Raw genomic sequence first — 20,435 nt, 5'->3', positions numbered from 1 at the left:
GAGACTTCGTCACCTTTATGTGGCGGCGGTCCGATGCACCTATCTTTTCCGCATCACATTGACCACGAGCACACCAAGGATCGCCATCACGCCGCCGGCAGCACCCAGCGCCGTCGGCGTCTCGCCCAGCCAGACGAACCCGATCAGCGTTGCGACCGGCGGGACGCCGTAGAGAAAATTCGAGGCGCGAGCGGCCGTCAGCCGCTTCAATGCGATGGCCCAAGTGAGATAGCCGATCGCAGTCGGGAAGATGACGAGATAGGCAACGCCCCAATTGACCTCTGCCGGCGCCGCGGCCAGCGCGCGGATCGTTGACGGGACGGCCGGAAACAGCGGCACGGAGCCGATCAACAGGATCCAGGCGGTGACGGCAAGCGCCGGCAGGCGGGCGAGCAGCGGCTTCTGCAGCACGCTGGCGATCGCCGAGCAGAGCGCTGCGCCGAGGATCAGCACGGCGTTCGGATCGAGCTTGAAGCCGCCGTCGGAGGAAAGCGCAATCAGCGCCACGCCGCCGAAGGAAACCGCGGTGCCAACCCACCCCCAGCGGCCGAAGCGCTCGCTAAGCACGAATGTGGCAATCAGGGCTGTGAAGACGGGCATGGTATTGATGATGAAGCTCGCCGGCCCCGCCGCCACAGTCTGCTCGCCGGTGTTCAGGAGAACCGCATAGGCAGCGATGAAGAGGACGGCAGCCACCGAGAGGCGGAGGAAATCACGCTTTTCCGGCATCGGCCGGTAGATGGCGAGATAGAAAAGGGCGAGGACGCCTGCCGCCACATAACGCGCCGTTGCCAGTTCGATCGGCGTCAGCGGTCCGAGACAGATACGGATCACCACGAAGGAAGAGGCCCAGAAGAGAATGGTGACGACAATCGCAGCAAAGGCGATCAGATCGAAGCCGCTTTGCTGTTTTGCCGAAACTGGTGCGCTTGCCGCCATGCTCATGTTCACCTCCATATGTGCTTGCGACAATGAATTAGGCTTTCGATGCATGCTTGAAAAGCACCGCAATCGATGATCAAATGTGAGCATGGTTCACAGCTCGCCAGTGCTCCCCCCGCTCGATACGCTCGAGACCTTTGCCCGCGCCGCTCGGCTCGGATCGTTTTCGGCCGCGGCCGAGGAAAGCGGAATCACCCATGGCGCCGTATCGCGGCAGGTCTCGCGGCTCGAGCGCTGGATGGGTGTGCGGCTCTTCGCGCGTGAAGCTCGCGGTGTGCGCCTCACCCCGGAGGGAATGCGCTTCTTCGCCCGTGCCGAGGAAGCCCTTTCCCTGCTCGGTAACACCGGCGAGCGCTGGCTGCCACGGCCGAACAAGGCGGTGGTGCGCCTTTCAGTTACTCCGTCCGTCGCCTCTCTATGGTTGTTTCCGCGCCTGGCAAAGCTCGAAGGAAATGAGCTGCACGTCGAATTGACGCTCGAACACCGCCTTGCGGACTTCGGCGAAGGCACGGACCTTGCCATCCGCTGCGGCAAGGGACCATGGGCCGGCGTGCGCGCCCTGCCGCTCTGGCAGGAGAAATCTTTTCCGATCGCCTCATCGGCAATGGCAGCACGACTCGGGCAACGCTCGGATGGCCTTTCGCTGCTCGATCTGCCGATCCTTCACGACTCCAATATCGAAGGCTGGCGCCGCTGGCTAGCGCGTGAGGGTGTCGACTATACGCCGCGCGGCCAGGACCGACGCTTCGAGGATTACAATCTGGTGGTCGACGCCTGCGCGCAAGGGCTCGGCATTGCGCTTGCACGGCCGCCGCTATCGGATGCCGCGCTAGCCGCCGGGCGCGTCGTCGCAGTGTCACAGCGTACCCTCGATTCCCATGTCGCTTTTCACCTGATCCGGCCGGACGATGCATTGAGAAGTCCTGCCATCGAATTCGCGAGCCGCTTCCTACGCGAAGCCGGCCATGACGAGGCGGCGATCAACGCCTTTATCGCACCCGGCAAGCCGAAAGCGTAAACAGAAAACGCGCCGCCGCGCACATTCCTCAGCCGCCTGTAGGTGCTTCGGCTACGCGGCTCACTCCATAGGAAACTTCAGCCGCATTTCCTTCGCCAGTTCGAAGCCAGCATTCCGATAGACCGGCTCCCCCACATCCGAGGCATGAATGACGGCAGTCGTGCAGCCGATGGATTTCAGATAATCGACGGCCTTATTCGTCAGCGCCAAAGCGATGCCGCGCCGACGGAAGGCTTCGGCGACATAGACGGACCAGATGTAACCGTGCAACCGCTGTTCCGGCCGAATGACTTCCGGAAACGGCGATTGGTGCAGCTGGCAAGATACGGAACCAGCGATTTCGTCGTCCACAATGGCCAGGAACGAAGCAAGGCGCCGCTCCTCGCGACCGCTTCTCAAGAACGACAATATCCGCGCCACCGCATCCGGCCTGTAATGTTCGGGCGGCGTGCCATAGCTGTCCCAGATTTTCAGATAGTGCCCGACGAGGATTTCATCCTCGTCGGGCGTAGCAACTCGGATATCCATCGTTTCGTCGCCAGCAAGCCCAATCCAATAATCGCGTGACGCCCCCGCTGCGTCGCGGCAGGGGGCGACAAAACCCGTCAATCCGCCGGGATCAGTGTCATCGACGCGCTGCCGGCCGCAACATTCAGGCCCAGCTGGCCGGTCAGGCTAACCGTCTGCAGATGGATTGAACCGGAGGTGCCACCGACCAGGAGGTTGGCGCCGACGCCGGCACCAACCGTCGCCTCTGCGCTGGCACCGACATAAAGTCCGGCGAGCGACCCGCGATGATAACCAGCCGTTGGCGCAAACACCGCCCAGATCAGACGACTGCGCGTGGTGAAGCCGAGATCGACGCCAAGCTTTCGAATTTCGCCGGTGTAGTGATCGAAAAGCTCATTGCCGACAATTGACTGAAAGACACAATCGGCTTCCTTGGACGAACCGAGCACATATCCCGTGCCGCCGCCGATATCGCAAGTGAGATAACCGATCTTCACGCCATTGCGCAGGTCCGGCTCTTCATAGGTTCTGGTGACGGGGTCGGCGGCATTGGCCGCCCCCGCGCCGACAAACGTCAACGATACCGCGGCAAACGCCGTCGCAAGAGTTTTTTTCATAAGTCTCTCCTTCTCAAATCGTGACGGGAACACCCGGCTGGCGGCACCGGATATCGCAGGGGACCGCAGAGCAATCCCGGACGGCGCCGTTTTCGCATCGCGTGTCAAAGCGCGTGGGAGGGCGCAAGCGACAGCCCCACGGTTCAGCCCCATTGGGACATTTCGAAGGCATATGCGACTTGCATGCGGCCTTTCACGATCTTGTTAGGGATGGTTGCACAAAAAGCACATTCGCTCGAGGCTAGTTTCCGCCGGCCGGTGAGGGCCGTCAACAAAAGCAAAACCCGGTGATAAATATCACCGGGCTTTATACTTGATCAATCTTCACTATACTCTGCGCATGAAGCGCATGACAAGCGAGACGACGAACAACACCAGGAAAATGAAGAACAGAACCTGGGCAATGGAAGCTGAAGCCCCTGCGATGCCGCCAAATCCGAGGACACCGGCAATCAAGGCCACAACGAGAAACACCAGAGCGTAGTAAAGCATCGCAATCTCCTTTTACGTTGCTGCGGAGATAACGGCGACCGCCCGTTTTGGTTCCCTCACCCTCATGGCTGGCAGATGGAACGTCGCATCGGCGTCGTTCAGCCGAAATGAAAGACGCCGCTGTACATCCGGTCGCCTTCAGTCGGTTCGGGAGGTTCGGCCGCATCGAGATAGGTCTTGAGCGGCCCGGTCAGCACGAACCAGACACTTGCCCCCAGCATGAAACAGGCGCCCACCGGATCATCGATGCGGGCGATGAAGGGAAGGCAGGCGGATGAAAACAGCACGATGATCCGCACCGACCATTCCGCCTCCCGTTTGGCGACGGCCCGCGCCCTCGAGGACTTGTATTCCCGGGCGCCATAAGCGCTTCCGCCTGCCTTGACCGCCGAAAGCAATTTTTTGGCTGAAGGCAGGGCCAGCATGATCAGCGCGGCGATGCTGAGCGCGAAAGGCTTGCCTGTCATAACCTGTCCGCTGGCAATCAGGAGAAAGGATAGCACGACAAGATTCCAGGTCGGCTCCAGCAGCTCCGGCGACTGCCGCGTACGGATGTGCCACTGCCGCAGCAAGCCTGCCGCGCCGTTCAATAACGGCTGATCGATATGACGATTGATCCAGTCCATGCTGATGTGCCCGCCCCGATTGTTTTAAGAAGGCCCGAACACCACGGAAATTGGTCATCATCGTGGCAGAGAGCCGGCAATATCGGCCGGCGCTATTCTTCGCTCACATGAACGGCCCTCACAGCCGGCGGAAAAATAGCCGTTCAGCTCCGAAGTCCGGGCGCCTCGTGGCCGGTACGCGCTACATATTCCGTATAGCCGCCGCCATATTGGTGGATGCCCTCCGGCGTCAGCTCCAGCACCCGGTTAGAGAGCGCTGCCAGGAAATGCCGGTCGTGGGATACGAACAGCATGGTGCCCTCATATTGCGACAGCGCCTTGATCAGCATTTCCTTGGTGTCGAGGTCGAGATGGTTGGTCGGTTCGTCGAGCACGAGCAGGTTCGGCGGGTCGAACAGCATCATCGCCATGACCAATCGGGCCTTCTCGCCGCCAGACAGCACCCGGCACCTTTTCTCGACATCGTCGCCGGAAAAGCCGAAACATCCGGCGAGCGCCCGCAAAGGCCCCTGCCCGGCCTGGGGAAACCGATCTTCCAGCGATTGGAAGATCGTGCGCTCGCCATCGAGAATATCCATCGCATGCTGGGCGAAATAACCCAACTTCACGCTGGCGCCGAGAGCGACACTGCCTTCGTCGGGCGTTGTGGTGCCCGTCACCAGCTTCAGCAATGTCGATTTGCCGGCGCCGTTGATGCCCATGATGCACCAGCGTTCCCGCCGCCGCACCATGAAATCCAGCCCCTCATAGATGCTTCGGCTGCCATATTTCTTATGGACGTTCTTCAAGCTGATCACGTCCTCGCCGGAGCGCGGCGCTGGCTGGAATTCGAACGCGACCGACTGGCGGCGCTTCGGCGGCTCCACCCGGTCGATCTTCTCCAGCTTCTTCACCCGGCTCTGCACCTGCGAAGCATGCGAAGCGCGCGCCTTGAACCGCTCGATGAACTTGATCTCCTTGGCGAGCATCGCCTGCTGGCGCTCGAACTGGGCCTGCTGCTGCTTTTCGTTCTGCGCCCGCTGCTGCTCGTAAAATTCATAGTCGCCGGAATAAGAGGTCAGCGAGCCGGCATCGATCTCGAGGATCTTGTTGACGATGCGGTTCATGAACTCGCGGTCGTGCGAAGTCATCAGCAGCGCACCCTCATAGCCCTTCAGGAACTCTTCGAGCCATATCAGGCTTTCGAGATCGAGATGGTTGCTCGGTTCGTCGAGCAGCATGACATCAGGGCGCATCAGCAGGATGCGCGCAAGCGCCACACGCATCTTCCAGCCGCCCGACAGCGCACCGACATCGCCGTCCATCATCTCCTGGCTGAAGCTCAGGCCCGCAAGCACTTCGCGGGCTCGGCCGTCGAGCGCATAACCGTCCAACTCCTCGTAACGCGCCTGCACCTCGCCGTAGCGCTCGATGATCTCCTCCATGTCGCCGGCTCTCTCGGGGTCGACCATGGCCGCCTCCAACTCCCGCAGTTCGGCGGCAACGACGCTGACCGGCCCGGCGCCGTTCATCACCTCCGCGACGGCACTGTGGCCCGCCATTTCGCCGACGTCCTGGTTGAAATATCCGATGGTCACGCCCTTCTCGCAGGAGACCTGGCCCTCGTCCGGCTGCTCTTCGCCGTTGATCATCCGGAAGATCGTCGTCTTGCCGGCGCCGTTCGGGCCGACGAGGCCGATCTTCTCGCCTTTGTTGAGAGCGGCCGACGCCTCGATAAAGAGGATCCGGTGGCTGAGCTGCTTGCTGATATTCTCGATACGAATCATGGTCTGCTATGGGCCTGAAAGAAAGTTACGGCGCCCTTACCACGCGCGGAAATGGCGGGAAAGGTCCATTCCCCTGCCCTCTCGATCTCGAAGACCGGATTGGATAAGGTTGTCGCCTGCGCTGATAAGGAATCCGTGCCCATGAGCGTTCGGCCGCCGCGATCTTTGAGACAATCCCAGGAGGATAGGAACGGCCTCAACGTCCTCGAATACGAGCTGATGTCGGAGCGCGCCGATTCACTCGGGCGCCACGGGCTGAAGGTGGAGGCGGCCCTCGCCGCCCTGAAAGCCTGGACCGGCGAACGCCAAAGCGCGCAGGAACGCGAGAAGCTTCTCAATGACGCCTCCGATGCGGTCTGGGCATTCTTCATCCAGCGTGAAATCTGCGGAATGAGAAACAACCGCGACGCCATTCAGCGCTATGGAATTCCGAACGAAGTGATCGCAAGGTTGGGCGCGATACGCAAGTAACGAATGAGCACCAGCTGGCGTGTGATTACCAACCTCACCGATAGAGTAGAAACTCACGGTGCGGAAATGAGATGACTTGGTACCAACCTACGAAAGGGAATTGCGATGCCAGCCTCAATCCGGATCGGCAATCAGGACCTCACCGTCGATGTCTCCTCCCGCGGCGCCGAGATGCAGGCACTTAAATCAAGCGACGGACGCTCCTGGCTATGGACGGGCGACGCCGCCTTCTGGACCGGGCGTTCGCCGATCCTGTTTCCGATCGTCGGCAAGGCCCCGGACGACAAGATCGCAATCGATGGCATGATCTATCCGATGGCCCAGCATGGTTTTGCCCGCCGCAGCGAGTTTTCCCTCGCGGCATCCGCGGCAACGATGTGCCGGTACGAGCTTGCCGCCTCGGAGAGTACCAGGGCGGTCTATCCGTTCGAATTCCTGCTGGCCGTGGAGCATGCGGTAGAAGGCCGGGCGCTGACCGTCAGCGCCGAGGTGACCAACCGCGACCGGAAGACCATGCCCTTCGGGCTTGGATTCCACTCCGCCTTCGCCTGGCCGCTGCCCGGCGCTACCGGACGCGCCCACATCATCACGCTCGACAATCAGGGCGAGCCTGAACTCGTGCGGCTGGCGGGCGGCCTTATAAATCCAACGCCATTGCCCTCACCCTTCGACAAAGGCCGGCTGGTGCTGGATCATGCGATGTTCGAGCAGGATGCGATGATCTTCCCTGTAGGGGCGGGAGAAGGGCTGCGCTACGGTGCCGAAGGCGGGCCGAGCCTGCGGTTCCGCTTCGAAAACCTGCCCAACCTCGCTCTCTGGACCAAGCCGGGCGCGCCCTTCCTCTGCGTCGAGCCGTGGCACGGGACGGCTGCGCAGGCCGGAGCTTCGAGCGAACTCTCGGAACGGCCCTCGACGACGCTACTCGCACCGGGCGCTGTTGCGCGTTTCGCCTTCACGGTCGAGATCGGCCAGTAGCGTTCACGTGTGAACGCCCTCCTTCGCATGGCGTGCAAAGGAGGGCTTTTCTTCAGGAAGATCTTTCTGCGGAATCCGTCGTTTTCAATGGGCGCCCGCACCGCCGCCGGCCTGAGGCTTTTTGGTGAGGAGCAGGGCAAATGCCGCCACTGCAAGCACCACGCCGATGACAGCGAAAGTATCGCTGAAGCCCAAGATCAATGCCTGGCGCTTGACGATCTGGCCAATCGCAACGACCGCCTTTTGCGATGCGACAGCCGGATCGGTGACGCCATGCTGGATGAAGTAGCCGGAAAGCTTGCCCAGGCGATCGCGAACTTCGTCACGGCTCAGCGTGATCGACTGACCGATGATATTGGAATGGAACTGTTCGCGCTTCGTCAGGATGGTGCCGAGAGAGGCGGTGCCGACCGCGCCGCCAAGATTGCGCAGCATGTTGGTCAGGCCAGAGGCGGCGGCGGCATCTGATGGAGCAATGCCGGCCGTCGTAATTGCTGTGATCGGGGTCAGCACCAGGGCCTGGCCAACGGCACGGACAATATTCGGGATCCAGAACTGGTCGCCGGCATTGTCGGCCGAAAGCATGATGTTCATGAAGCAGCTGATCGCGAAGATCGAGATACCGAGGAAGCCGATATAGCGGGCGTCGAAACGCTTCATGAGAACAGGCACCAGCGGAATGAGCAACAGCTGCGGCAGGCCGGTCCAGGCGAGCACGTTGCCGATCTGCTCGGCATTATAACGCTGCACCTGGCCGAGATATTGCGGCAGGATATAGACTGTGCCAAAGAGCGCGACGCCGACCAGGACGTTGACCAGCACGCCGATGCCGAAATTGCGCTGAGTGAGCAGCCGCAGCTTGACCAGCGGCTTCTTGACCGTCAGCTCGATCCAGATGAAGGCGGCGAGAAAGACGAAGGCGACAAGGCTGAGCTTGACGATGAAGGGCGAGGAGAACCAGTCTTCCTTGTTGCCTTCCTCCAGCACGGTCTGCAGCGCCGAGAGGCCGACCGCCATGGTAAAGATGCCGGCCCAGTCGCCTTCCCTCAGAAGGTGAAGCTGCATCGGCTGCTTTTCCAGCGTCACGGCGAGAGCGGCCGCCATAATGAGGCTCGGGATCGTGTTGATGAAGAAGATCGTCTGCCAGCCATAGTTCTCCGTCAGGTAGCCGCCGATCGTCGGGCCGATGGCCGGGGCGAAAGTGACCGACAGCGCGAAGATCGCGAGCCCCAGCGGCTGCTGGGTCTTCGGCAGTTTGGTTAGCACCATGGTGAAGGCCATGGGGATCAGTACGCCACCGGCAAAGCCCTGCAGGCCGCGCAGCAGGATCATCGTGCCGAGATCATGCGCGAAGGCACAAGCCATTGAAAACAGCGGGAAGAGAATGGAATTGACGAGGATATAGCGGCGGAACGAGAAGACATTGCTGAAATAGGCCGTCAGCGGAATGACGACGATCTCCCCGATCAGGTAGGATGTCGATATCCAGGCGCCGTTGTCGACGCCCGTTCCGATGCCGCCCTCGATGTCGAGGAGGGAGGCATTGGTGATCTGGATGTTGAGGATCGCCATGAAGGCGCCGATCATGCCGGCGAGAACGGCGATCCATTCCTTGGTGCCGGCGCCCGGCTGCGATATGGGGGCGGCTGTTGCTGCGATAGTGGACATGACACGATCTCCTAATCCCCGCGCCTAACTGCGGTCGGCATCGGCCTTGGTGTCGATGCTCGGCTGAACGGACATGCCGGGTCGCAGGTCGCCATTGGCGGCTTCGCCGTCCAGCACGATCTTGACCGGAATGCGCTGAACGACCTTGGTGAAGTTGCCGGTCGCGTTGTCGGGGGGCAGAAGCGCGAATTCCTGGCCGCTTGCCGGAGCAAGGCTATCGACATGGCCCCGATAGATGCGGCCTGGGAAAGTATCGACCTCGATATCCACCGGCTGGCCGGCGCGAACATCGGTCAGCTGCGTTTCCTTGTAGTTGGCGATCACATAGATCGCGCTCGTGGGTACAACCGACATCAGCTGGGTGCCCGCCTGCACATACTGGCCGACCCGCAGCGTCCTGTTGCCGACGGTGCCGTCGACAGGGGCGGTAATCGTTGCATAGGAGAGGTTCAGTTCAGCCTGATGCTGGACGGCCCGGTCATGGGCGAGCGTCGCCTTCGCCTGGGCGAGTTCGGCATTGAGAAGGTCGACCTGCTTAACGGCGGCATCGAGCGCAGCATTATCGCGTACAATGGTCGCCTGGGCGGCGGCGATGGCGGAAGCGGCCTGCTGCGCCGTCTGAACCGGCGCATAACCGCTGGTGGCGAGATTGGCGTAACGCTTGTTGTTCTGTTCCGCGAAGGTTTCGTTCGCCTTGTCGACCTCGACCGTGGCGCGGGCTGCGGCAATCGTCGACTGCTGAATATCGAGCGAGGCCTGCTTGGCATTGAGCGTCGCCTCGGCAGCGGCGACATCGGCCTTGGCCTGATCGAGAGCGGCACGGAAATCGCGATCATCGATGCGTGCGAGCGGCTGACCCGCCCTGACCACCTGGTTGTCGCCGACGAGCACTTCCGCAATGTAGCCCGAAATCTTTGGCGCGACGGTCGTATTGTCGGCCTTCACATAGGCGTCGTCGGTGGAGATCTCGAAGCGGCCGACGGTCCAGTAACTATGGCCGTAATAGCTGGCGGCGGCGAGCAGGGCGATGGCGGTCGCGCCCAGCAACAGTCCGCGGCCACGGCGCTTGCGGGCGGGAGGCTCCAAAACTGGGACAGCTTCGGCGATGCGTGGCGTGTTGCCGGCATCAAGGGTTGCCGGTGCGGCTTCCGCCGTGGTTTCGGTGACAGGCGCGTTGTTGTTCAGGGCCTGCAGCGTACTAATGGACATTGCCTTTCTCCTGTTACTGGTCGCTGTCGCTACCGGCTGCGGCCCCTAAATTCACGTCAGTTCCACTTTGGAAACTTGTCATTTTCCAAAATATCCTCTATAAAATCGGTGTCAACAAGAATTTGGAAAATAGTCATGGTCCAAAATCACGAAATCGAGAAGAGACCGCGAGGACGACCGCAAGTCCGCTGCGACGACGATACGAGAAGCGTGGTCATCGAGGCGGCTAACCGGCAGTTCCACGAGAATGGTTATGCCGCGGCAAGCATCGCCGCGATCGCGCAAGGGGCTGGTGTCTCGACCAAGACGCTCTACCGGCTGTTTCCGACCAAGGCGGATCTGTTTTCCGAGATGATCATCGAGCGGACGGGGCGCTTCCTCATGTCGCTCGATCCCGGAACGCTTGCGGTATTGGACCTCAGGCAAGGGTTGGAGCGCATGCTGACGGCCTATGGCATGCTGACGCTCTCGCTGGACACGATCACCGTGACTCGACTCGTCATCAGCGAGTCCGACCGTTTTCCCGAGATCGCCACGACCTTCTATGAGAAAGCGATCGTCAGGACCAACGCGCTGATGGAAGACTGGCTGCGCAGACAGATCGATCGCGGACTGATCGCACTCGACGATCCACATGCCGCCTGCGGGATGCTCCGTGGGATGATGATCATGGAGCCGCAGCGCGCCGCGATGCTGCGCCAGCAACAGCCGCCGGGGATCGAAGAGATCGCCGCGAGGGCGAAGATGTGCACGGATCTGTTCCTGAAGGGTTGCGCGCTCTGAAGTGTCGCTTGGGCTCCAGAGCGCAATGATTTTCTATGCCAGGCGACGCCAATCCCCTCAGGTCGGCGGGGCGTCCAGCGCATGCAGGATGCCGCGAAGCTCGGCAAGGCCGCGCATGCGGCCAATGGCGGGGTAGCCGGGCGTGACCGTTTTGTCGAGATCGTCAAGCATGCGGTGGCCATGGTCCGAGCGGAAGACGATGGTGTCTTCGGGAGCGCGGCGGCGGTCTTCTGCAACCAGTTCGCGGAGAACCGCGACCATGTCGACATCACCTTCCAGATGCGCGCTTTCGTGGAACGTCCGACCGTCGCCTTCACGCGTCGTTGCACGCAGATGCGCGAAGTGGATGCGCGAAGCGAACCGCCGGGCGATCGCCGGCAGGTCGTTGTCGGCGCGCACGCCGAGGCTGCCGGTGCAATAACACATACCGTTCGCCGCCGACGGCACCGCATCGAAGAGAGCGGCATAATCATCGGCCGTCGAGGCGATGCGCGGCAGGCCGAAGAGCGAGCGCGGCGGATCGTCGGGATGCAGCGTCAGCTTGACGCCGCGTGCTTCGGCCGCCGGCGTCACCACCTCCAGAAATTCGATCAGGTGCCGGCGCAGCTTTGCGGCATCGATGCCGCTATAGGCGACAAGCTTTTCCCGGAAGGCCGGAATGGTAAGGGGCTCGGTCGTCGAGCCGGGAAGAGCCGAGGCGATAATGCGGGTGAGGTCGGCGACCTCCTCCTCCGACATGGCCTCATAGACCACACGCGCCCGTTCGCGATCCTCATCGGAATATTGCTGGGCCGCACCCGGCCGTTCCAGAATAAAGAGGTCGAAGGCTGCAAAACGCTCATGATCGAAGCGCATGGCGGTGGCCCCTGTCGGCGTCACGAAATCGAGGTCGGTGCGAGTCCAGTCCACGACAGGCATAAAATTATAGCAGACGATCGGAATGCCGCAGGCGGCGACCGCTTCGAGGCTGGCGATCCACGCCTCGATTTCAGCCTTCGCCTCCCCGCCTCTGCGCTTGACTGCATCAGGGATCGGAATGCTTTCGACGACCGACCAGACGAGTGGCGAGCGGTCCGCCGGCGTCGTCTCGATCAGAGACTGGCGTTCGCGCACTTCCCTTTCCGTCCAGGCCCTGCCGATCGGCACTTGATGGAGCGACGAGACGATATTGGTCGCGCCCGTCTGACGGACATCATCCAGCGTCACCGGCGCTTCCGGTCCGAACCATCTCCAACCCTGTCGCATCCTTCTTCCTTCCCTCGCCTCTTCGTTTTCGTGGTGATCCTGCCGTCAGCAGAAATAATCGGGGTAACGCGAGCGCAGCTCATCGACATCGGGAATGACGGCGCTCAAGTGATGGATCATCGCGCCGCGCGCAGCCGCAGCATCATGGGCGGCGAGCGCGTCGCGAATGACGATGTGTTCGCGGACCACATTGTCCATGCGCCCAAGCGCCGGCAGCGCCAGCCGCCGCGCCCGGTCGATCTGCACCTTGACCGTCTTCAGAATTGCCCAGATGCCCGGATAACCTGCTATCTCAGCGATCGCCTCATGAAAGGCCTCGTCTTCCTCATGAAAGTTCGAGGCGTTGCCGGCCGCGGCATGCGACCGCTGCCGGGAGATGATCGCATCCAGATGGGCAATATCGGCAGCGCGGGCGGTTTCGGCCGCAGTCTCGACGGTCGTACCTTCGAGCGCTTTGCGCACCACCACCGCCTCTGGGATCGACGCGACAGGCACACGCGACACGACCGTGCCTGACTGCGGATAGATGTCGACCAGCCCGCCTTCGGAGAGCCTGAGCAGTGCCTCGCGCACCGGCGTGCGGCTCACCCCGAAATCCTCGGCGATCCGCTTTTCCTGCAGCAACAGGCCAGGCGGCATCCTGAGCGAGACGATGTCGGCATAGAGACGTTCGTAGATGGCACCGGCCGTGGTGACGCGGCGCAACTTCGGGCCGACTTCCTGGGAAATCGAAACCGGAAGCGCTTGGGCTTCTGAGGACTGCCGCATCATTGAGACCAGTGATCGTGTTCTGGCATACTAGTATATCAGCTGGGGCGCCCTGCCAAGGCCTGCGAAGGAATGGATTACATTTGGAGGTTGGGGGTCGCTTGACCGTGCGGTTCGATGCTGGTCGAGACTGTTGGTTGGAACTTAGATCAGCCGAATTGGTTGAGATCCAATCAAGGAGGCGCCGATGAAGAACCCGGTACGAAGCACAAAAAATGAAGACACGACCGACGACACGCGGCTGAAGAAATCTTCACTGGCCGGTGCGCGGAAAGGGAAGATGGCGCGGCAAGCCACACACGAAACCGGCCCGGCGGTGCTCCGCGAGGAGGAGATCCGGAAAAGAGCACATGCGCTGTGGGAGAAGGAAGGCAGGCCGGAGGGCAGGCATCGGGATCACTGGATTCGCGCCGAGCATGAGCTCGATGCGCAATATGGCGGGGGCGACAATCCTCCCAAGCTCGAAGCGCTGCGAGAGGCCGCACGCGAACATAGCGATGCCTTCCTGGTCAAGACGGATCTCGAAGACGCGGACCAACGCGAAGCCTCACCCGGCACACGCGAGCAGGATTAAATTGCTGTCTTCAATGCAGGAAAGGTCTCCCGATATGGTCGATAAAAGAGACTTGGACGCCGGATTTACCGGCACACCCGTCGAGCCGCCGGAAGGACTGGCCAAGGTTGCCCAATCGGCGGCCAGCGGGGTGAAACGTGAGGTCTATGCAGTCACGGCCGGGGCTAGAAACCACCCGCACACCGCAAGCGCATTGCTCACCATTGGTATTCTCGCATTCGGATTCGGCTATCTCCTCGGCCGGTCATCGGTGGAAAGCGCGGCGCGTCCATATTGGCGATAGCTCCAGGTACCAAAAGTGGCTGCGCGACTAGAGCGTCGCTGTCCTATAACGGCCGGACAATTCGGTTGGAATGGCGAGAGATTCAGATCCTGGACTTGAAGACTGTCGATCAGCTTGATTAAGCGGAATCGACGTCCTTATAGTGACGCAGTTCTTACCTGCAAGGATCAGTCGAATCGTTCGGATTGACCGGATGCGCCAGCAGCGGTCATGACATCAAGATTCGTGTGAGTGCGGCCGTCACTTCGCTCTCGACAATCGTTTGAAAATTTTGCTCGACCTCTTTCAGCGCTCGGAGGCTGGGGGGCTTTCAAGGAACGCGGATAATCCGCAGTCGGGCCTACACTGCCCAACGTGGGCTCGATCGCCACGGTGTTGATGTTTGGGTCAGATATTCGGAACGCGATGGCAATCTGGGCGAAATTCAGGCTATGGCATCCTTAGGAAGTCTCTTCACCAAGAAGTCGGTGAACCGCCTGACCTTGGACGCGATGTTCTTGTTGGCAGGATAAACGGCATGGATCGGAACCGAGCCGATCGTCCAGTCGTCGAGGACACGTACTAGGCGGCCCTCGCGAATCTCCTGCGCGATTTCAAACATCGGCAGAAGCGTGACGCCAGCTCCCGCTACCGCAACGTCCCTGAGACTGAGACCATCATTGGCGAGATAGCGCGGAACGATCGGCACGCGCGCGCTCTGCTCCCCCTTGCTGAACATCCAGACATTGCCCCAGCGAAGCCCTGAGAAATGCAGGCACGAATGGTTCGCCAGGTCCATCGGCTCCGATGGCCTCGAATATCTCTCCAGATAATCAGGTGAAGCGCATATTATCATCGGCGAATCCCCGATGTGTCTTGTGATGAGATTGGCCTCAACAACAATCGTGCCCCGGATCGCCAGATCGTATCCCTCCTCGATCAGATTGACGGCGCGATGCGAAAACGTGATGTCGATCGAAACGGCGGGATTCTGCTTCAGGAATTCAGCGATGATCGGGGCCATATGCAATTGTGCGAATTCCGGCGGCACAGTGACTTTCAGGCGACCGACGACTTCGTGCTGATAGCTGAGCGCGGCGCGCTCTGCCTCTTTGATCTGCGGGAGAATGCCCGTAAGCGACTGATAGTACGCGACGCCGGGCTCCGTCAGCACCACGCTGCGTGTTGAACGATGCAGCAGCCTCACCCCGAGCTTTGCCTCCAATGCCTGCACTTGGGTACCTACCGTCGCCCGCGACATGCGGAGCTCTTCTGCCGCCTTCGTGAAGCTGAGGTGTTTTCCGACAGTCAGGAAGGCTGCGATGCCCTCCAACGGATCTAGGGACTTCATGCTGAATTTTCCAAATAATGCTGCGCGATTATCAGTCTTATCATTTGCGCGAATTTCGGTAAATCCGCCCTCAACGTAATCAGAGCAAGGGGTGACAAATGACGAAATTTATGCATGCCGCGATCTCACCGCCCGTGCGAGGCACAGTCGAGGTGATCGCCGGGTTAAACCGGATGAGGATACCCTCGGCTGACACAAACGGCGCTCTGGCCGTGATGGAAATGATCGTTCCCCGCGATGAAGGGCAGCCGAGACACATCCACGCGCTGGAAGACGCGTTTCTTCACGTGCTCAAAGGCAAATTCGGCTTCTGGTGCGCCGATGAATATGTCGAACTGGATCAAGGCGGCTGCATCGCGCCACCTCGCAATGTTCCCCACCAAATCCGCAACGTCGGAAACTCGACGGGCAGGCTGTTGGTCGTCGTCACACCTGGCGGCTCTGAAAATTTCTATCCCGCCCTGGCGAAAACCCCTTCATCGAAAACTGCTGACGTATCGGCGATCGCCGCTGAATTCGGCGTCTCCTTCCGACCTGCCGTGCAATCGGCAATCAACTGAAACACTCTCGCAAGCAAGCAATTCATCAAAAGGAAAATACGATGACCGCGAATACTGATAGCCTCTGGTTCATGACCGCCCATCTCCTCGTGCGCTTGAGGCAGGCGGACAATGCGGAAGGCCTGTCCATAATCGAGCATCGCATGGCAAAGGACTTTGCTCCTCCGTTGCATATCCACCACCAGGAAAGCGAAACCTTCGTCATCCTCGAGGGGCAGTTCCGCTTTCAGCGTGACGGTGAGGTCATCGAGGCCGACGTCGGCGACACGATCCATCTTCCGAGAAACAGCGTGCATGGCTTCCGCGTGCTGTCGGATTACGGCCGTTGCCTGACGATTACGAACGGCCCCTTCGAAAACATGGTCCGCGCGGCGTCCCGCCTTGCGCAGGAAGAAGCACTGCCGGAGCAGCTGCCTCCGACAATTGAGCAGCAGCAAGCCCTAGCAGGAATCTGCAGCGCCCACGCGATTGACCTAGTCGGGGCACCCATTGTTTGATGATAAGCAGTCCACGCCGCTTGCATTCACTGTGAGCGGCGTGGACATTCTTCGTTGTTTGAAACGGCGTCGAAGGCTCGTGATGAGAGGAGACGAGACGTCAGACAACGACCGACGGTTCATGAACGCATTTGCCCCCCTCGCCTGTCGAGTGCCGAAAGCGTTGCGTCTGTTTCTATGATCGAACATCCGCTGAGGGAGGTTTCAATGTCCTCTTCATAGGCATGACGAAGACGAGGCGCTCTACATCATTGACGGGCTGTTCAAGTTTCAGGTTAACGGCGGCGTCACGGTTGTCGCTAAGCGCTGGCTGATTGTCCGCGCCAATGGTTTGCCCACCGTCATTCATCTCGACAATGCTCGGGAATTTCGAGGCAAAGCGCTCGCACGGGGCGCGGCAAAGTCGGCCTCGGGGTCGGCGCCAGATCACTCGGCCCGCGACCAACAGAGACGTTCGCGGATAGCGGGAATGCGCCGCCAGATGACAAAGCTTCTCAATAGGCTCGCACCTCAAACGTGTTTTCTGTTCGGAACAGCTTTGCTGTTGCAGCCTGTTGCGACCGTCGTCGAGCAGGAGCAACGAGCATCCGAATCTGCTGTTGCCGGAATACGACAGTGAAAAAAGCGCAGGTTCGTCCTGCCTTCACGGCTTGACAGCGGTGACAACGGTCCTTAGCGAGGCTGGAAAGCGACACGTCAGGGCTATCAAAGTGAATTATTTCAGGCAACTCGTGATTGCGGTCCTTCATCCCGGGAACGGGTCTGGAAGCGCGCTTGATCGAACCAATGGCATCGCGGTCTTTCTCTTTGCAATCTTGCCCGGGCTTTCACCTAACTTCAACTCCTTCATCCTACTCGGGTCGATGCTATCGGGTCTCTATTGCCTGGCAAGAGCCCGCTTTCCTTTGAACCTGTCGAAGTCCGACCGAGTGGTTGCCATTTGCATGACGATTTACCCGGTGGTGATGGTCATCAGCATATTCGTCAATCCGCCTCTCTCGGAAGAACTGGATTGGATTTTCCGGCTCCTGCCGTTCTTTTCGATCTGGCTGATCTTGCCGCGCATGCGTCAATCTCCCGATGGCCGCCTTGTTCCCCTCTTTATCCTCGGCGCGGGTCTCGGCATGATCGTTACTTTTCTCTTCAGTCTGCTTCAGGTCCTATTCCTGATGCCCAGGGCGGAGGCGGGAACCTCGAACGCGGCGCTGCTGGGCGTTATCGGCGTGCTTTTCGGCGGCGTCGCGCTACTCAATCTTCAATCTCCCAAAAGCATGGAGCAAAAGATCGCGATATTGGGATATGCCGCAGGTCTGGGCTGCGCGTTGCTTTCCGGAACGCGCTCGGCCTGGCTGGTCATCCCCGTCCAGCTGGTCATCTTCCTCTGGTATTTTCCCAAGAACCGATTTCATGTCAGTCTGCGCAGCCTCGCCATCACCGGCTCGGTACTGTTGCTGGGACTTCTCGCCTTGGGCAGCGACCAGGTTGTCTATCGCGTCCGTGAGCTCCAGGAAAATCTGTCATCGCTCGAAAGCACCAATGGCGATATCACCTCGCTGAGCGCGCGGGTTGCTCTCTACAAGGGCGCCCTATCGGCAATCACCAAGGATCCGTTCACCGGCTATGGCCCGCAAAACCGGATGGCTGCTGTCCTGGCAGAAGTCCCTGAGGGCCTAAGGCCGCAACTGCCCTATTCACATGTCCATAACGGCTTTCTCACAGCGGGAATCGACGCCGGCCTTGTCGGCATCGCAGCGCTTTCATTGCTGCTCCTGACACCCGTGATCGGTGCGTGGAAAAAGGAACCTGGCCCTGGCCGGGATCTTGCCATAGCGCTCGCTCTCCTGCTGACCAGCAGCTACATTATAACCGGCAGCTTCGGTATCATGTTCAACCAAAAAGCGCTGGATCCGATCTTCGCCTATATGGTCGCTCTTATTTGCGCGGACCGGGGCAGCACGCGTTATGCACCTGTCGTTCGAAGCTGATTTCCTGCGCCCGAGGCTAGCGCGTTGACATCTTCATGCGCCGGATTGGTTTCGCCGCCGGTGAACGCAAGATCGGAAACTTCACCCGTCGAGGAATAGCCGGAAACAAGTTCTGCCAGGGTCGCGCGGGCCGCGATCATGTCGTTACGATCCAATGCCGCATTGAGCGAATTGAGCTTCTTCGAAAGTTCCGGCCACAAGAGGAAGTCCTCGCGCGCCTTCATGATCCGCGGATGTTCGGTTGTCTCGGGGTTATCCCCGATCAACAATTCTTCATAAAGCTTCTCGCCGGGCCTCAAGCCCGTAACGGAAAGCTCGATGTCCCCTTCGGGATTATCCACGTCCCGGACGGTCAATCCGGACAGTTCGACCATCTTGCGAGCGAGATCCGCAATGCGGACGGGCTCGCCCATATCGAGCAGGAAAACATCGCCGCCCTCGGCCATGGCGCCCGCCTGGATGACAAGTTGCGAGGCTTCCGAAATGGTCATGAAGTAGCGGGTTATTTTCGGATGCGTCAGGGTGACCGGACCGCCTTCCTTGATCTGCTGCCGGAACAGTGGCACGACGGATCCGGACGAACCAAGGACGTTCCCGAAGCGGACCATCGAGAAGTTTGTCCGCAGTCTGTCAGCGGTCAGCTCTGCCGCAAGCGCCTGCAGCACCATCTCCGCCAGCCTCTTGCTGGCGCCCATCACATTCGTCGGACGCACGGCTTTGTCGGTGCTGATCAGCACGAAATTCGAGACGCCGCATCTATTTGCCGCACGTGCGGTGATCAATGTCCCCATGACATTGTTCTTGATGCCTTCGACGGCATTGTGTTCGACGAGAGGCACATGCTTGTAAGCGGCGGCGTGATAAAGCGTCTGAGGCCGCCAGCTCTGCATGATATGTTCCATGCGATCCTGGTCGCGGACTGAACAAAGGATCGGCACGATCTGCAGGCTCTCATGCTCGTAAACTTCGGCCAGCTTCAGCAATTCGGCATGGATGTTATAAAGCGCAAACTCGTTCTGATCTATGAGGATAAGGCTCGAAGGCGCGTTGCGCAGAATCTGGCGACATAACTCGCCGCCGATAGAGCCGCCGGCGCCCGTGACCATGACCACCTTGTTGCGCATTGCCTTGTCGAGCAGCTCTTGCCGCGGCGCAACCGCTTCCCTGCCCAAGAGGTCTTCGATCTCCAGCTCACGAATATCGGAGACCGCGACTCGTCCCTGAGCCAGCGCGGTGAGATCCGGCAATGTCCGGACGTTCACCCTGGCTTTGCGGATATGCTCGAGAATTTCATTGCGACGCTGCCGCGACGCGGATGGGAGAGCAAGAAGCACGTTGTGCACGCCAAGTGCTTCGGCGAGCACCGGAAGATCCGACGGGTCATAGATCGGCAAACCGCCCATGATGCCGCCCTTAAGGCGCGGATCATCATCGAGGTAGCCGACGACATTGAGTTCGGCGCTGTTCGTCAGAGCGCCGGCGAGTTGCCTCCCGGCATTTCCCGCCCCATAGATCAGCACCTTATCGAGCGTATTCTGGTGAAGAATACGCTGATAGGTATCCCCGAGCCAATAGCGGATGCCCAACCGTGACAGGCCGATCGCAATCAGCAGCAGGAAGGGCTGGAGAATGCCGACGGTTCTCGGAACGCCCGGGACGCTGAGCGCCGTAAACATCGTCATGAAGGCGACGCCGTAAATCGCAATTGCTTTTAGAACGGCAATGAAAGCGGCCATGTTGGCATAACGGAAGATCGCCCGATACATGCCCATGACGATGAAGATGGGAAGCGCCATGCACAAGGAAACGAACACCGGTAACCACTGCACGCCAGTTAGCACCGTCCATTCGTTCAGACGAAAGCAATAGGCCAGCCAGATCGTCAGGACACAAAGACCGGAATCCACCAGCAAGGCGAGAGCGCGTTTGGCAGCACGCGGCATGGCCAGCAGAGGGGCGACGAGCGCCTGCATCGGCACCAAGAACCATCTCGAGCGTGGCGTCTCAGTGGGGGTATTTTCAGGCATTGCTTCCCAGCGTCTCGCGGATCAATCAGACAACCACCTTCTTGTCATTTTCTGCAACGAGCGCAACTGAAATAATCGGAAATCAAAGC

Annotated in this window: 20 protein-coding genes and 1 pseudogene; 9 read left to right on the top strand and 12 right to left on the bottom strand. The window is 60.1% G+C overall.

What is annotated here, in order from left to right; all coding sequences use genetic code 11:
• Positions 1–39: 39 nt before the first annotated feature.
• A complete protein-coding gene (locus NXC14_RS28720) occupies positions 40–957 on the bottom strand; it encodes a DMT family transporter (protein WP_085781424.1) in 918 nt (305 codons plus the stop codon).
• 73 nt (positions 958–1,030) lie between these two features.
• Here NXC14_RS28720 and NXC14_RS28715 point away from each other — a divergent pair, with 73 nt between their 5' ends.
• A complete protein-coding gene (locus NXC14_RS28715) occupies positions 1,031–1,960 on the top strand; it encodes a LysR family transcriptional regulator (protein ID WP_085781423.1) in 930 nt (309 codons plus the stop codon).
• 60 nt (positions 1,961–2,020) lie between these two features.
• Here NXC14_RS28715 and NXC14_RS28710 read toward each other — a convergent pair whose 3' ends face one another.
• The 5 genes and pseudogenes from NXC14_RS28710 to NXC14_RS28690 form a co-directional block, all read right to left on the bottom strand.
• Entirely contained in the window at positions 2,021–2,488 is a 468-nt protein-coding gene (locus tag NXC14_RS28710) for a GNAT family N-acetyltransferase (RefSeq protein WP_085781422.1), read from the bottom strand.
• Positions 2,489–2,565: 77 nt separating this feature from the next.
• Positions 2,566–3,087, bottom strand: a complete 522-nt coding sequence (locus tag NXC14_RS28705) for a DUF992 domain-containing protein (protein WP_085781421.1) — start codon at positions 3,085–3,087, stop codon at positions 2,566–2,568.
• Positions 3,088–3,414: 327 nt separating this feature from the next.
• Positions 3,415–3,579: a DUF1328 domain-containing protein gene (locus NXC14_RS28700; RefSeq protein WP_003571841.1), complete on the bottom strand. Its 165-nt coding sequence runs from the start codon at positions 3,577–3,579 to the stop codon at positions 3,415–3,417.
• Between the two features lie 98 nt (positions 3,580–3,677).
• Positions 3,678–4,266 (bottom strand): annotated as a pseudogene (locus NXC14_RS28695) (hypothetical protein).
• Between the two features lie 82 nt (positions 4,267–4,348).
• A complete protein-coding gene (locus NXC14_RS28690; protein ID WP_085781419.1) occupies positions 4,349–5,971 on the bottom strand; it encodes an ABC-F family ATP-binding cassette domain-containing protein in 1,623 nt (540 codons plus the stop codon).
• A gap of 141 nt (positions 5,972–6,112) precedes the next feature.
• Here NXC14_RS28690 and NXC14_RS28685 point away from each other — a divergent pair, with 141 nt between their 5' ends.
• Together NXC14_RS28685 and NXC14_RS28680 are read left to right on the top strand one after the other, a co-directional pair.
• Entirely contained in the window at positions 6,113–6,442 is a 330-nt protein-coding gene (locus tag NXC14_RS28685) for a DUF6665 family protein (protein WP_085782034.1), read from the top strand.
• Between the two features lie 105 nt (positions 6,443–6,547).
• Positions 6,548–7,417, top strand: coding sequence for an aldose 1-epimerase family protein (locus NXC14_RS28680; protein WP_085781418.1), 870 nt, complete (start codon positions 6,548–6,550; stop codon positions 7,415–7,417).
• Between the two features lie 84 nt (positions 7,418–7,501).
• Here NXC14_RS28680 and NXC14_RS28675 read toward each other — a convergent pair whose 3' ends face one another.
• Positions 7,502–9,085 carry a DHA2 family efflux MFS transporter permease subunit gene (locus NXC14_RS28675; protein WP_085781417.1) on the bottom strand — a complete coding sequence of 528 codons (1,584 nt, stop codon included), beginning with the start codon at positions 9,083–9,085 and terminating at the stop codon, positions 7,502–7,504.
• 24 nt (positions 9,086–9,109) lie between these two features.
• Positions 9,110–10,294, bottom strand: coding sequence for an HlyD family secretion protein (locus NXC14_RS28670; RefSeq protein ID WP_085781416.1), 1,185 nt, complete (start codon positions 10,292–10,294; stop codon positions 9,110–9,112).
• Positions 10,295–10,429: 135 nt separating this feature from the next.
• On the opposite strand from NXC14_RS28670, the gene NXC14_RS28665 reads away from it, so the two are divergent.
• Positions 10,430–11,077 (top strand): TetR/AcrR family transcriptional regulator, encoded by a 648-nt coding sequence (locus NXC14_RS28665; protein WP_085781415.1) that lies wholly within the window; start codon positions 10,430–10,432, stop codon positions 11,075–11,077.
• Positions 11,078–11,134: 57 nt separating this feature from the next.
• On the opposite strand, the gene uxuA is transcribed toward NXC14_RS28665, so the two are convergent.
• Together uxuA and NXC14_RS28655 are read right to left on the bottom strand one after the other, a co-directional pair.
• On the bottom strand, positions 11,135–12,322 hold the full coding sequence (gene uxuA, locus NXC14_RS28660) for a mannonate dehydratase (RefSeq protein ID WP_085781414.1): 1,188 nt from the start codon (positions 12,320–12,322) through the stop codon (positions 11,135–11,137).
• Between the two features lie 45 nt (positions 12,323–12,367).
• A complete protein-coding gene (locus NXC14_RS28655) occupies positions 12,368–13,090 on the bottom strand; it encodes a GntR family transcriptional regulator (protein WP_085782033.1) in 723 nt (240 codons plus the stop codon).
• Positions 13,091–13,277: 187 nt separating this feature from the next.
• On the opposite strand from NXC14_RS28655, the gene NXC14_RS28650 reads away from it, so the two are divergent.
• Positions 13,278–13,664: a DUF2934 domain-containing protein gene (locus tag NXC14_RS28650; protein ID WP_085781413.1), complete on the top strand. Its 387-nt coding sequence runs from the start codon at positions 13,278–13,280 to the stop codon at positions 13,662–13,664.
• A 34-nt stretch (positions 13,665–13,698) separates the two neighbouring features.
• Positions 13,699–13,947 (top strand): hypothetical protein, encoded by a 249-nt coding sequence (locus NXC14_RS28645; RefSeq protein ID WP_085781412.1) that lies wholly within the window; start codon positions 13,699–13,701, stop codon positions 13,945–13,947.
• A 424-nt stretch (positions 13,948–14,371) separates the two neighbouring features.
• Here NXC14_RS28645 and NXC14_RS28640 read toward each other — a convergent pair whose 3' ends face one another.
• The gene (locus NXC14_RS28640; protein WP_085781411.1) at positions 14,372–15,277 is read right to left on the bottom strand and encodes a LysR family transcriptional regulator; all 906 of its coding nucleotides are present in this window, start codon (positions 15,275–15,277) and stop codon (positions 14,372–14,374) included.
• A gap of 110 nt (positions 15,278–15,387) precedes the next feature.
• On the opposite strand from NXC14_RS28640, the gene NXC14_RS28635 reads away from it, so the two are divergent.
• The 3 genes from NXC14_RS28635 to NXC14_RS28625 all read left to right on the top strand — a co-directional run bounded on the left by NXC14_RS28635 (position 15,388) and on the right by NXC14_RS28625 (position 18,319).
• Positions 15,388–15,837: a cupin domain-containing protein gene (locus NXC14_RS28635; protein ID WP_198175593.1), complete on the top strand. Its 450-nt coding sequence runs from the start codon at positions 15,388–15,390 to the stop codon at positions 15,835–15,837.
• A 41-nt stretch (positions 15,838–15,878) separates the two neighbouring features.
• The gene (locus tag NXC14_RS28630; protein WP_085781409.1) at positions 15,879–16,334 is read left to right on the top strand and encodes a cupin domain-containing protein; all 456 of its coding nucleotides are present in this window, start codon (positions 15,879–15,881) and stop codon (positions 16,332–16,334) included.
• Between the two features lie 710 nt (positions 16,335–17,044).
• Positions 17,045–18,319 (top strand): O-antigen ligase family protein, encoded by a 1,275-nt coding sequence (locus NXC14_RS28625; protein WP_085781408.1) that lies wholly within the window; start codon positions 17,045–17,047, stop codon positions 18,317–18,319.
• Here NXC14_RS28625 and NXC14_RS28620 read toward each other — a convergent pair.
• Complete coding sequence (locus NXC14_RS28620) at positions 18,295–20,346, bottom strand: nucleoside-diphosphate sugar epimerase/dehydratase (RefSeq protein ID WP_085781407.1); 2,052 nt, start codon at positions 20,344–20,346, stop codon at positions 18,295–18,297. The two genes, NXC14_RS28625 and NXC14_RS28620, sit on opposite strands and share 25 nt — an antisense overlap.
• Between the last annotated feature and the right edge of the window lie 89 nt (positions 20,347–20,435).

Source organism: Rhizobium sp. NXC14 (assembly GCF_002117485.1).
Classification (GTDB): Bacteria; Pseudomonadota; Alphaproteobacteria; order Rhizobiales; family Rhizobiaceae; genus Rhizobium.
This window is presented reverse-complemented; position numbering and strand designations above follow the sequence as displayed.

Coding starts and splice junctions, on each gene's coding strand:
- NXC14_RS28720 (WP_085781424.1), bottom strand. CDS start 957: ATGGAGGTGAACATGAGCATGGCGGCAAGCGCACCAGTTTCGGCAAAA.
- NXC14_RS28715 (WP_085781423.1), top strand. CDS start 1,031: ATGGTTCACAGCTCGCCAGTGCTCCCCCCGCTCGATACGCTCGAGACC.
- NXC14_RS28710 (WP_085781422.1), bottom strand. CDS start 2,488: ATGGATATCCGAGTTGCTACGCCCGACGAGGATGAAATCCTCGTCGGG.
- NXC14_RS28705 (WP_085781421.1), bottom strand. CDS start 3,087: ATGAAAAAAACTCTTGCGACGGCGTTTGCCGCGGTATCGTTGACGTTT.
- NXC14_RS28700 (WP_003571841.1), bottom strand. CDS start 3,579: ATGCTTTACTACGCTCTGGTGTTTCTCGTTGTGGCCTTGATTGCCGGT.
- NXC14_RS28690 (WP_085781419.1), bottom strand. CDS start 5,971: ATGATTCGTATCGAGAATATCAGCAAGCAGCTCAGCCACCGGATCCTC.
- NXC14_RS28685 (WP_085782034.1), top strand. CDS start 6,113: ATGAGCGTTCGGCCGCCGCGATCTTTGAGACAATCCCAGGAGGATAGG.
- NXC14_RS28680 (WP_085781418.1), top strand. CDS start 6,548: ATGCCAGCCTCAATCCGGATCGGCAATCAGGACCTCACCGTCGATGTC.
- NXC14_RS28675 (WP_085781417.1), bottom strand. CDS start 9,085: ATGTCCACTATCGCAGCAACAGCCGCCCCCATATCGCAGCCGGGCGCC.
- NXC14_RS28670 (WP_085781416.1), bottom strand. CDS start 10,294: ATGTCCATTAGTACGCTGCAGGCCCTGAACAACAACGCGCCTGTCACC.
- NXC14_RS28665 (WP_085781415.1), top strand. CDS start 10,430: ATGGTCCAAAATCACGAAATCGAGAAGAGACCGCGAGGACGACCGCAA.
- uxuA (WP_085781414.1), bottom strand. CDS start 12,322: ATGCGACAGGGTTGGAGATGGTTCGGACCGGAAGCGCCGGTGACGCTG.
- NXC14_RS28655 (WP_085782033.1), bottom strand. CDS start 13,090: ATGCGGCAGTCCTCAGAAGCCCAAGCGCTTCCGGTTTCGATTTCCCAG.
- NXC14_RS28650 (WP_085781413.1), top strand. CDS start 13,278: ATGAAGAACCCGGTACGAAGCACAAAAAATGAAGACACGACCGACGAC.
- NXC14_RS28645 (WP_085781412.1), top strand. CDS start 13,699: ATGGTCGATAAAAGAGACTTGGACGCCGGATTTACCGGCACACCCGTC.
- NXC14_RS28640 (WP_085781411.1), bottom strand. CDS start 15,277: ATGAAGTCCCTAGATCCGTTGGAGGGCATCGCAGCCTTCCTGACTGTC.
- NXC14_RS28635 (WP_198175593.1), top strand. CDS start 15,388: ATGCATGCCGCGATCTCACCGCCCGTGCGAGGCACAGTCGAGGTGATC.
- NXC14_RS28630 (WP_085781409.1), top strand. CDS start 15,879: ATGACCGCGAATACTGATAGCCTCTGGTTCATGACCGCCCATCTCCTC.
- NXC14_RS28620 (WP_085781407.1), bottom strand. CDS start 20,346: ATGCCTGAAAATACCCCCACTGAGACGCCACGCTCGAGATGGTTCTTG.